We start from the raw sequence: 13,606 nt of genomic DNA, 5'->3' as shown, positions 1-13,606 counted from the left end.
AAACTTGCATAAAATAAAGGAGAAATATGAAAATAAAAAATAAAAAAAGTTTGATTTTAGGAGCAACATTTGGTTCAAGTTTAGGAATTGCTATTGGTTTAACTCCGCTTTTACTAAAAGATTTTGAAAAAAGCGAAGTTATTAAAGTACAAGAATTTCGAAGTTCAAATGTATTTAAAAATGGAGCGACTATTGATTTTAAATTAGATAATGAATCCATGTCTGAAAATGTTTATGAAAATTTGAAAAATAATCCTGATTTAAATATTAATATTTTAGAGCACTTTTCACAAAAAATTTATGATACTCAAAAAATTAAATTTGATGAAAATAAAAAAAGCTATTCAGTTGATTTAAAAAATCTAGAAGCAGGAAAAATTTACACTTTTCAAATTTTAGATTTAAATAGAGTAAATTATATTTTTGATATTCACCAAAACTCTTCATTTATAATCACCAAACCAGAAGTTAAAACAATTAATTATCAATTTAATCAAAAACAAGTAGATATTAAAATGCTATTTGCTGACGAAGGACAGGAATTAAACGATCAAGAAGTAGAAATTACAATCAAAAAAGCAAGTGATCCCAATGTTATACTAACTACAAAAGCAAAAATAACTTTAACTGAAGAAGTTGATCAATTATCTAATAAACATAATGTTACTTCTTTAACAGCTAAATTTGAAAATTTAGAAAGAAATACTGATTATTATATTGATAAAATTACTACAAGTACAGATGTAATTGCAATTAATAAAAATGCTAAATCAGAATTTCGTACCGCCATTGCCAGAACTGAATTACAAAAAATTAATGTTGTTAGTCGAAACGAAACATCTACTACATTAGATTTATATTGAAATAACGAAGATCAAGATGTAGAAAATAAATTTATTAACATTTATTATGCTCAAAGAGAAAAAAATAGTGATGGTTCATATAGCTATAAAAATCTTAATGTTTTAAATAAAGTGCAAATAACTAAAGTGATTGAAAATAATTTAAATAATGAAGTTGAAACATATAAAACTACAGTTAACATTGATAATTTAATTCCAGGAACTTCATATGAAATTATTAAAACTTCTTCGTTAGGTAATTTAGAAAATTCAGAAATTGTTCAAGCGGTTGTTCCGCAAAATATCCAAGATCAATGAGTTTTTTCAACAAGAGCTGTTGTTGAAAGTATTAAAGTTGATACAGAAGTAGAAAAATCAGCATTTATAACAGTTAAATTTAAAGATGATTTAGCTACTGAAAATAATCAGACTATTTATTTAAAATATAAAGCAGAAAACGAAAGTAATGATCAAATTAAAACAGTTAGCGAATTAGCAGTTGGAAATTTTGCTCGTTTTAATTTAACTGGCTTACAAGGATTAGTTAACTATTCAATTTTAGAAATTGGAAAATTAGAAAATTTAGATAATAAAAGTACAACTTCATTTTTATACAAAGATACATTCGATGAAAATCAAAAGCACTTTGTTCCAATAATTTATGATACATTGGATGCATTAATAACTAATATTGAATTTGATAGAAATTCAATCGGTGAAACAAGTATTAAAGCAATTGTTGATTTTGATTCTAGCAAGCAATTTTTAGTAGGGAGAAAAGCAAGAATTAATTTTTCAAAGTTAATAAATAATCAGTTAGAAACTTATCCAAATAATGAAAATCCTAATAAACAAGAAGGAATAGAAATTAAAAATGAAAATGGGCGAATTTTTGCTGAATTTTTAATCGATAATCTACAAGGCGGAACAACATATGTTGTAAATGAAGTCTTTTTAGATAAAGATCCAAGTAAAAATGTTGCAGAAAATAATTTAAAATTAAAATTTTCGTCTAATATTAACGGCGAAAAAAGAAGATTTACCACTAAAGGAATTTTGGATAATATTTATTTTGAAACAAATTCGGATAATAATGTTAGTTATTTATTTTTAGGTTTTAAAAATTCATTTCCTAATTCAGATGCTTTATCGTTTGAGAGAAAAAATGTAACAGTCGAACTTGTTGATATTGATAATCCAAATGAAAAACCATATCAATTAAATGCCACAATTTTAAATAATTCTATTTATTTTCATTTTGATTTTGTGGAAACACGTGACAGACATTTTTCTGATCTTTTTCCAAATTTTTATCTACTTCCAATAAATAAAGTTTATAAAATTAAATCGGTTATTATAAAAAACTATAATACTTCTAAAAATGATGGGGAACTATTAAATGTTTCTCCTTTAATTTTTGTAGAAAAAATAAGAGTTTTCAATAGCAAATCTAAGGCAATTGTTTCAGAAGTTATTTCAAATCCTATTACAACCAGTCAATCAAGTTTATCAATCCAGTTTGCCAACCAAAATAACCAAGATAAATTTCGGAAAATTATGGAAGATATTAATAAAAACGAAGATAAATATCCGCAATTTGCACCCAATTATTACGAATGACGAGAAAACAAATATCCTAATATTTATTTTGATTCAGCATTTGTTAATAATTCAACATTAACTTTAAAATATCGTAAATTAGGCTCTTCTATAGTTAGCAGTGATGTTAAAAATGAAATAATCAACGAACAATCAACTGCTAGTTTTACTTTTGATAATTTAGAAATTGGTACAAAGTATATAATCGATAGTTTAGAAATTAAAAATGATAAAACTAATTCAGTAACACAAATTTTTTATAATGATCTTATGGTATCTGAAAAAGATAAAATTTTTACAACTAAAAATGGTATAAAATCACTTGAATTTTCTAACATTGAACAGCAAAAAGTAAGAGTTATTATTAATTTAGCAGATGCAACCAATGAATATGATGAAAAAGAATTTAAATTAACATATAAATCAATTACTGATGCAGGCGAGCAAGAATTTACTGTAGATTCAATTCCTAATATTCATGGTAGATTAATTCTGGATTTAATAAATTTAAATCCAAAAACAAAATATAAAATTGAAAAAGTGGAAATGTTTAATAAGCAGTCCTCTTTATATGAAAATGTTCCTTTTAGTAATTTAATAAATGAAAATGATAAAGAATTTACAACCTTAAATTAAAAATATTTATAAAAAAATATCGAGTAATTCTCGATATTTTTTACATCTATAAGCCGCGTTCTGTCCTTTATAAAAAAGTGTCAATTATTTATCTAGATTTTTACATCTTTTGCTTTTAATTCATTTTTTAAAAGCAAATTCCCCTACCTTAATTTGGGTTTCTAGCTCATGGAGTTTACCGCGTTTCACCTTAATTTAATAAGCTCGTCTCTGTGGCACTAGTCGTCTGGGCTTGGATTTATTAGATCCAACATGAACACTACTATCAATCGCAGATAGTGCTAGCGCGGACTTTCCTCTATTTTTTCAAATAGCAATTGACCGATGTATTTTTATTTTATCATATAAATGATTTATTTTTAATTTATTTTTTATTAATTTCTAGTTAAAAATAAACTTTCAATAAAGTGTTTCATATCATATTTTTGAAAAAACAGAAGAAAATCGAATATTTTTCCCAAAAAAAAAAAAAAAGGTTTTTTCGCGATTTCATCATAGGGGTATTTTATATTTTTTGCTATCGTTTATAATTTTTTCAAATATTGAAAGGGATGAATATGGCAAGAGAAAAAAATAAGAGATTTAAAAAATTATTAGCAATAATAACTTTAGGAGTAACGGGAGCAACAATCGGAGCTTCAACTATCATTCCGTTTATTTTGCGTAATTGAAAAACAATTCAGTATTACGATATTTTAGACATTAGCCAAGATAATGATAAAACTACAGATACATCTGTAAATTTTTCATTTGAATTTAGTGATTCGCATTCATTTGAACTAGAAAAGAAAGAAATTAGTGTTTCACTTTTAGAAAATCCAAATAGTGAAGAGGAAAAAGTTGTTCAAACTGGATTTGCAAGATATATAGCAGGATTAAGAAAATGAGAATTCCAATCAGATTTAGTTAATAAATTAAAAGCTGGTGAAAAATATAAAATTCAATTTAATTCTAAAGACGAAAAGAAAAAATTTAAAGTACTTAATGAAGAAAAAGCATTTGTTTCCACAAAAGCAAATGTTTTAGCATTTGAATTTAAAACTTTAACTCCTTCAGAAAAAGAAGTTAAAGTTAAATTCGCAGATAATGTTAAATCGCTTGAAAGTAAAAAAGCAGAAATTAAATATTATTATTTAGCAGATGATGGTAATAATAATTTAGTAAAAACAGGTCAAACAATAAGTGAACAAGCAATTATTGATAAAGGCGAATCGACTTTTGTATTAAAAAATTTACAGCCTTCAAGAAATTATATGATTGAAAGTGTTTCATATATTGATGATAATAAAAATAATGGAATTTTAACATCAAAATCAGTAGAAATTCCTTGAGATGAAAGAATTAATAAAGATGCATTCACAGGTGAACAAGGGCTTTTAACACCAAAAATACCTTTATTTGCTTCTAATATTCAAAAAATAAATTTAGAAACTAATAGTGTTAATATTTCTGTCGTATTTACTAAAAGATCGGGAGAATCACTGGAAGATCTTTTAACTGGCAAAAAAGCAATTTTAGAATATAAACTCAAAGGAACAGATGAAATTTTAACAGTTGAATCCCAACTAGAAGGAAGTATTTCTAACTTTGAATTAAGTGAAAAAACCAATCATAAACTTCAATCAGGAAGCATTTATGAAATCATATCTGCTAAAGTTGAAGATGCTGATGTAACTTGAAGAGAAGGAATTAAAGAGGAAGATTTTTTAATTAAAACAAAAGTTGGAGTAAGTCATTTAGAAATAAGGGATATTCATAGTGAAGGAGCAACTGTTGACATTGAAATTATCAATCAAGATAATAAAGACGATATTGCTAATTCTAAAGTTTCGTTAGATATTTATCCAACTCCAGATCATAGTGTACCTGAAGTGCAATTAAAATTAAAACCAGGAACAAATGATGTTTATATTGCTACTTTAAAATTCAACGGATTAAATCAAGGTTTTTCATATACTATCAATAATATTAAAATTTGAAAACAAAATAGCCCACTTAAAGAGGAAATTTTAAGTTTTTCAAGTGATACAATTGATGAAAGTGCTAGAAAATTCCAAACTCCTATCGGAGTTGCTGAACTATTTTTACAAGGAAAAATTAAAAGTGATCACAATTCAGCATCAATGAAATTTGTTTTTAGTCCTGCAAATAAATTTATTAATGGCAAAAATTTAATTTTAAAATATATAAAAACCTCACCTGAATTAGTATCTAAAACTTCTTCCACAAACGATGAATATATAAAAACATTAGTTAAAGGAGATGAAACTAAAGGTATTTTTACTGCCGTTGCAAAAGCGGAAAATAACTCCGTATCATTTAATTTAGGAGGCGATTTAGTTATTAATAATCCAAATGATCAAGATAAAACAAATGAATTTAAATCAACAACCCCTTTAGATCCTGGTACTATGTATGTTTTACATTCAATTGAATTTGAAGATAAAGAATTACAGCAATCAACTGGTGTTAATTTTTTAATTACAACTCCTGAATTAGTTGATAAATTATTTTTAACTTATGCCAGAATAAAATCTATTAGTTATTCAGAAATTGGGCAAACAAGCGCAAAAGTAAAAATAGATTTTTTTGATGATGCAAACTTTTTTACTACTGATAAAAATGATTGTTCTTACGATCAAAAATGTTTAGAAAAAGACAGATACTTAAAATTATTTTATCAAGCAACGAATTTACAAATTCCTGCATCATCTACAGAGTTAATACAAATTTCTGATAAAAGTGTTGAATTTCAATTAAATAATTTGCAAAAAGGAGCAAGTTATAAAATTATTGATATTCAACCATTTAGAGAAACAAATTTATTTTATAAAGACGATCTTTTATTAAGATCAGATAACGGTTTTACAACTTTAACTAATAATTTTGAAGTTCAAAGTGCTACAATCGATAATATTTCACACAATAGTGCAAATATTAGATTAGGATTCGATTTAGCAACTGATTTAGTTTTAATAGGAAAACAAGTAAAAGTAACTTATCAAGAAAAAATTATTACTCCCGCTTTAAATGCACCAGTAAATGGAAATCAAATAGCTGTAGAAAATTCAGAAAAAAGTTTTATTACAACTATTGATGAAAACGGAGAAATTAATTATAAATTAAATAATTTAAAAGAATCATCAAACTACCAAATTACCAATATTGAAGCAATTTCAGAAGAGAACTACGATTTTAATTTTTCTGAAAAAGTTAAAGAAAAACTATCATTTTATACAAAATATGTGATTAATCAAGTTAAATTCACTAATCACGCTGATACTTATGTTTATCCAACATTTACCATTAATTCTTTTGATAAAAATGCTTTAAATGACTTGCCAAATACAATTCCAGTTACTCTTTACTATACTTCTAATAATGGAATAAATAGTACTTTTTCTACTACAATTACTAAAGGGCAAGAATTTTATACAACTGAACAAATGATTGGTAATGATAAAGTTTATTCTTTTGTTATTAACTTTAAATGAGATGGTTTAGAAAAAGCGACAACTTATAAATTTGAAAACATATTATTAAATAATCAACCTATTAAATTGGCTGAAAATATTTTCGATTCATCTTCCGCTTATTTTAAAACAACTAGTCAAAAAGCAACAATTATTAATTTCCAACAAATTAACAATAGTCATACATCCGTTTTATTAGAAGCTAATTTTAATTCAGCAGTCGATTCGTTTATGAATGGTCAAGAAGTAATTGCAAGTATTTATGTATTAGAAAACGAAAGTGAAAATAATGCAGATGTAATTAGAAAAAGAGAAGTAAAAAGTCAAAATGCAACTGTTGATCAAAACGGATATTTAAGATTTAATATTGATAATTTACAGCCAGGAACAAAATATTTTGTTGAATTTTCAACAAACAATTTAGCAAATAATTCTACTTTTATTACTTTCGATCAATCTCTGAGTCAAAAAAATAATGAATATAATGCAATTTATACTAAACCAGAAGTTAGTGACATTAAATTTTCTGAAATAAGTCATTCAAGTGCTAAAATAACAATTAAATTCAAAGATGATAAAAACTTATATGATAATAAAAGTGTTTTAATTTCTTTAACTAATAAAAAAACTTTAATTACTAACGAAATTAATTCTCAGTCAAATAATTTATCTTCTGCAATAGCAAATAAAACAATTGAATTTAATGTTAATGATTTAGAAAAATATAGTGATTACCAAATTTCTTCTATTAAAGTGCAGTTGGGAAACGGAATTTATGAAGATGTTTTAATTAATAGTTCAGTTAATAAAGAATTTTCTACTCCTTTAGGTTCTGTATCTATCGCTACAAAAGAGGCTATTCAAATAACTCAAAATAGTGCTAAAGTTTCCTTTACTTTTTCTGATAGCGATTATTTTTTAGTTAATGAAAGTGTTGATTTACTTTTAAGTAGTAGTAAAAATGATACTGAAAGTGAAATTACAAATGTTAATTCAACTATCGAAAATAAATTCGGGAAATTAACCGCTAGCTTTAATTTAAATGATTTACCTGAAGGAACAATTATTAAAGCTAGTTTATCATTTAACAAAAATATAAATAATCAAAAAGTTATTCCTTTAAATAATGAAATTACTTTTACAACTTTAGGAGTAATTGATAAAATTAAATTAAGTAATATAACAGAAAATAGTGCAACTGTTAAAGTGGAATTTAAAAATGATAATCAAGAATTAGAAAATAGCTTTAATAATAAAGTTGCAATTATTAAATTTGCTTCTGAATTTAATGGAACAATTAAAACAGCAACAGCTACTATAGTAGATAATCAAGCAACATTTAATTTAACTAATTTAGAAAAAGTTACTAAATACATTTTCCAAGATCTTCAAATTCAAAAGGATAATACAAATAATTATCAAGAAATTTTATTAAGTGGTGCATTTAATAATCCTGCACTTGTTCAAGAAAATAGTACTGAAAGAGTTAAAGAATTTACCACCTTTGCTACAAGTGCAACCGTTGTTTCTATCAATTCTATAGCTAATACAAAAACAACTTCCTCATTAGATTTAGCTGTTAGTTTTAACAGAATTACTGATGCATTTTTAGCAAATAAACAAGCATCAATTACTTATAAAAATAAAAAACAACCTTCGCAATTAATTACAAGCGACAAAGTGCTAATCAACCCTGATTCTAATTCGGCAATTTTTAGTTTAACTAATTTACCTGAAGGTGATGTTTTTGAAATTGATTCTGTTAATATTGATAATATTAATGTTCAAATGCAACCAAGTGTTGAAAAAACATTTGCTACTTTACCGGTTGTTTCTAATGTACAATTTACTGTTCCTAATTCAGATGCAAGCGATAATCAAATTGGTATTAAAATTACTTTTAATGATGATTTAAATTCATTAAATAATAAAAGAGCAAGAATTTATTTAGTTTCAAAAGAAACTCAAATTCAAAACGTTTATACTTCAGCAGTTGATATTAATAATAATTCAGTTTCATTTAGTATTACTACTGGATTAAGTAAATTAAATAACTACATACTTGATAGTGTTGTAATTGATGGAATTAATGTTCAATTTAATAGTAGTTTAACTAATCCATCAACTAGAACATTTAAAACAACAGCTAAAAAGGCGACTATCGAAGATATTAGAATTATTAATTCAGCAAAAGATCAAATTGATATGGAAGTGGTATTTAATCCAATTACCGATTGATATTTATTAAATAAAAAAATAAAAATGAATTTTTCTGGAGATTCAAAAACTTTTATAACTAAAGAATTTACAATAAATTCACAAGGAGTTGCATATTTTAGCATCAATAATAGTGCTATAACTAATGGCTCAACTTTAGAATTTGGTCGAACATATACAATTGATAGTTTTGAACTAAACGCTGATGAAAATGCTGATAATAATACAACAATATTAATTAAAAATAATTTAACAAAACAGTTTTCTACTGCTTCAATTGTTCAAAGTCTTAGTTTTGAAAATCAAAGCGAAAATGCCTTGACTGTGTCGGTAAATTTAGAATCACAAGATACTACATTATTAACTAAAAAAGCCTATATTAGTTATTTAAATTTAGAAACAAACACTTTATCGCAACAAGAAAGTGCAAATTTTATTGATGGTTCTAATAATGTTAAATTTAATTTAACCAATTTAATTAAAGATGTTCCTTATACAATTTTAGGTATTTCTATTGATCGTCCAACCGCTTCTTATTTAGATTTTAATACTTCAATTAGTGAATCACAAAAATCCTTTAGAACTGTTCCTGCTACTGCAACTATTACCTCAATTGTTTATAGATGATTAGATGATGAAAAATATAGAATGTTAGTTACATTAAATTTTGATTCAACAGTTGATGCATTTATGAATAATAAATCATTAAAATTAAAATATAAAAAAATTGAGCCAGGATTTACAACTGCACATACTGATTCAATTACTGTTTCACTAAAAAATAGCCGTAATATTGTTGTTAGAGCTTCATCAATTCAATTTGAATTACAAGGTTATGTCGATCAAAATACAGGAGAAGCAATTTATAATTCATCCGTTTCTAATCCTTCCAGTTCCAATATTAATAAAATTTTATCTTCCTCCTTTACTAATGATTTACAAACAACAGAAGCTAATTTTAAAGGACTAGTTCCTGGTTCGCTCTATGAAATTGAAGAAGTTACAATGGTTGATCCTATGCAAGAAGGAAATGTTAATATTCTTTTTGCAAATTCCATAACTCAAGCTGAAAAACAATTTACAACACCCGCTTCTGTATTAGATTATTATGTTGATCCAGGTAATGCTCTTAATGATGAGGTAGAAAATGGCTTTAATGCTACAATTTATGCAACTTATAGTTCGCAAGTTGATTTAACTACTTTACCATTGTCTGATATTAAAATTGGTTTATTTAACTTAATTTCCACTAGATATGAAGAATTTAATGCTGAACAAGTAACTAAATTGCAATCTAATAATCAATCGGGTAATGTTTATCGTGTTAAATACCGTACTTTATTGCAAAAACAAGCAAGATATGAAATTGCTAATTCCACCATTCAATCAAAAAATGTATTACAATCAAAAGTAATTAGATTAAGAAATCAAGATGGTCCTGAAATTACACCAAGATTTAATACTCAAGGAAATAAAGTAACAGTTTCTCAAATTGAATATACTCAAATTGAAAAAAATCGTGTTAAAGTATTAATTTCTCTTGTTCCAGCCAACGAAAATATTGCTAGAACCGATGGAACTTTATCAGTCACTTATGCCCCTACAAATAATTTAAGTTCTCAAAAAACTATTAATAATTTAAAAGTTGATGCTAATTCTCAAAAAATTGAATTTACTATTGATAATTTAAATGAATCAACAAGTTATACAATTAAAGCATTAAATTTTGACGGATTTACTTTAAGTGGCAATACACCAGCAAGAACTGCAGGAAGTGCAACTTTTAATCCATCTGTTAAAAAAGAATTTTATACCAAATCAGTTATAGAAAGATTTGAAGTATCTAATGTGCATGAAACAAGTGCAACAGTAAAAGTATTTTTAAGTGGAGATGTATCCCATTTAAATAATAAAAGTGCAATTATTAATATTTCTAAAATTAATGATGCAAGCTCGCTTTTATCATTCGCCTCTAATGCAACATTTAATAGTACAGATAAATCGATTGAATTTAATTTAGATAATTTAGAAAAAGAGCAAGAGTATAAAATCTTAAATTTAAATTTTGACTCAGTTTTATATGATTGAAAAGCAAATGTTACTGAATTAGAAAATAAATTTAAAACTATTGGAGAAACTTCTTATATTAATAATTTACAATTTACTGTTAATGGCCCAAGTAAGGCAAACGAAAATAATGCAGTAATAGTAAAAGCGAGTTTTTTACCAAGAGATATTTATATGAATAATCGGCAAGTAGAATTAAACTATCAATTATTAAATAATCGAAATCAACCAACGGGAATGATGCTAAAAGCTAGTGCTACTGTCAATAATGGTAGTGCGACATTTGATTTAACTAATAGTATTAAAGATGGAGAAAAATACATTGTCCAATCAATGGTAAATGTTAATCCATCGCCAGGACAAAGTGCTTCGACTATTACTATAGATTCTAATATTAATAAAATATTTAATTCTTATTCAATTGTTAATGAAATTTCAGCAAATCCTGATGAAGAATTTGCTGTTATAACATTAACATTAAAAGATTATGATGGCAAAAGAAATGTTTCTAAACAAGTTTCCGTTACTATTAATAATATTCAAGAAACATTTACTTCAACAATTGAGGGAAATCAAAGTTTTACCTTTGTTGCTCGTAATTTAGCTAAAGAAACATCTTATACAATAAATTCTGTTTCAATTGATGGAAAAACACTGAATTTTTCCGATACTGCTGAAAGTCAAAAAACTTTTACTACATTAGGAAATAGTGCATCAATAGTAAAAATTGAGCAAAAAGAATTTACAATAACTAGTTCAAAAGTAAAAATTACTTTTGCTAATAAAGATAAATATTTAAATACTAAACAAGTAAAACTGAAATATAGAGAAGTAAATGCAACTAATAACGGTGCTGAAAAAATCAGTAATTCAGCATCAGTTATTACACTTGAAAATGATCTACCGGTTGTTGAATTTACTTTAAATTCTCCAGAAATAAGTGATTCTAAAAAATATGAAATATTAGATTTAGTTTCAGAACCAGATTCAAATGCTATTGACTATAGCATTTCTCCATTGATTAACAGCATTGCTCCCGATTCTATTTATTTTGAAACTAAAGTAAAACAACCACAAGTTCATTCAGTAGAAATTGTTAAAACAACAAACCCTGAAGGTTTTGAAAATAGTTATTTATCAACTGTTAAATTATCATTTAACGATCCACAAAATATCGTTAATACTAACTTAATTAATGACTGAACTTTTGATTTATTTAATAATAGAAACAATTCAAATAGTAAATCAAAAGTAACTGATATTAATTTTGTTAATCGCCGATTTGAAAGAGATGAACAACAAGGAAAAACCAATGTCTTTTTTGATATTAAAGGTGATGCTAAAAAATGATTAGCTATTGATAATTATCTTGAAATAAAAAAATTTACTTACTTTGATAATTTAAGTAAAACAAATTCAGTAGAAAGTGTTGGAACTGTAAAAGTTTCTGGTGATGTTAGTGTTCAATTAAACAACAGTAATGCTTTAAAATTAGTAACACAAGAAGATTATTTAATTGATTCAGTAAATGGAATTATTTCAACAGGATTTGATTTTGAATGAAGAATTAAAGTTTATGATCCAAAACGAATTTTAACTAACTTCGGAACTGAATTTGGTGGTTTTGGTAATAATCGGCAAATTCAAAATGCATCAAATAATTCAATTAATTTCCAAGTTCTTGCTAAAAGAGGACTTTTAAATTTAAAAGGTATTGGTGGAGGGCGTGGAAAAACTAATACTACATTAGAAAACACCGATCCATTAGAAAATTGAGGAATTGCTTACAATAATAAAGTTCCAAAAAGAGGCGATCCTATTTATGATAAATATGATAAATTGACAAAATGAGAAGATGGTTATTCACTTCCTGATCCAAATGAAAAAGCTTCAAGAATGTACGGAGATAATACAGGAACTAGAATAGAATTATTAGCGCCTAATATAACACAATGAAAATTTACTAATTCAAGTGATTGATTAAATGTTTCTGAATATTTAAAAAGAGATATTGTTTATATAAAAAGAAATGCTTCAGATCAAAATTATGCCGATTTAAAAATTCATATAACAGCTGGAAAAACTAACTTTTTAACAGCTAAAATTCTTAAATTAGATTTAGATTTATTTATAATCAAAAATCAAAAACCATTATTTGCAAGAAGAACAAATAAAACTTGAGAAACATATGCATCACAAAGTGTTACAGGAGAAGGTAAAAACTTTTTAGGTTCTGACTATCGTTATATAACTAGTGGAATTAATAAAAGATGAGAGTTAGGACTGGCACCTGTAATTAGAAATGATAATGGTGTTGTTGACCAACAAGCCTTTGGGCTCTTGACTACTCAATACGATAATGTAACTGGAGATTATACTGTTATTATTAAAACTCCTACTTCAAGTAGAGATGATGGAAGTAGATGATATTCAGCACCGCCAATACAATTATTTACAATGTTTATAAATGAAGAGGGAGATCTTTATATTTTTGGTGGTAAAGATGGTAAGGGATTAGATATTTTCCAAAATGGATTCGCCAATAAAGGAAATGGAAGAGATGTTACTGGAATAGGATTAAGATTTAATTTAAAAACCAATTCTATACCAGATAGTCAAAAACCAAAAAATGGTGAAAAATTAAGATTTGTAGGAGTATTTGGAACCCCTTATTCAAACGATATAACTCAAAGGGCAGATTTTATTTACTTTTTCAACTGATATGATTTAAATTTAGCATATTCAGAAATAACTTACACAAAATAAGGGAGA

At 25.6% G+C, this 13,606-nt stretch carries 2 protein-coding genes and 1 other RNA gene; 2 read left to right on the top strand and 1 reads right to left on the bottom strand.

Going from position 1 to position 13,606, the window contains the following annotated elements; genetic code table 4:
• Nucleotides 1-26 precede the first annotated feature (26 nt).
• Nucleotides 27-3,077, top strand: coding sequence for a fibronectin type III domain-containing protein (locus QEG99_RS02290; protein WP_280101587.1), 3,051 nt, complete (start codon nt 27-29; stop codon nt 3,075-3,077).
• Between the two features lie 44 nt (nt 3,078-3,121).
• Here QEG99_RS02290 and rnpB read toward each other — a convergent pair.
• Nucleotides 3,122-3,406, bottom strand: an RNA gene (rnpB, locus tag QEG99_RS02285) — RNase P RNA component class B.
• Between the two features lie 228 nt (nt 3,407-3,634).
• Here rnpB and QEG99_RS02280 point away from each other — a divergent pair.
• Nucleotides 3,635-13,600, top strand: a complete 9,966-nt coding sequence (locus QEG99_RS02280; protein WP_280101586.1) for a hypothetical protein — start codon at nt 3,635-3,637, stop codon at nt 13,598-13,600.
• The last annotated feature ends 6 nt before the right edge of the window (nt 13,601-13,606 follow it).

It is taken from the genome of Mesomycoplasma lagogenitalium (assembly GCF_029854295.1).
Taxonomy (GTDB): domain Bacteria; phylum Bacillota_I; class Bacilli_A; order Mycoplasmatales; family Metamycoplasmataceae; genus Mesomycoplasma_A; species Mesomycoplasma_A lagogenitalium.
The sequence above is the reverse complement of the archived record's forward strand: the minus strand, read 5'-3'. Positions and strand labels throughout refer to the sequence as shown.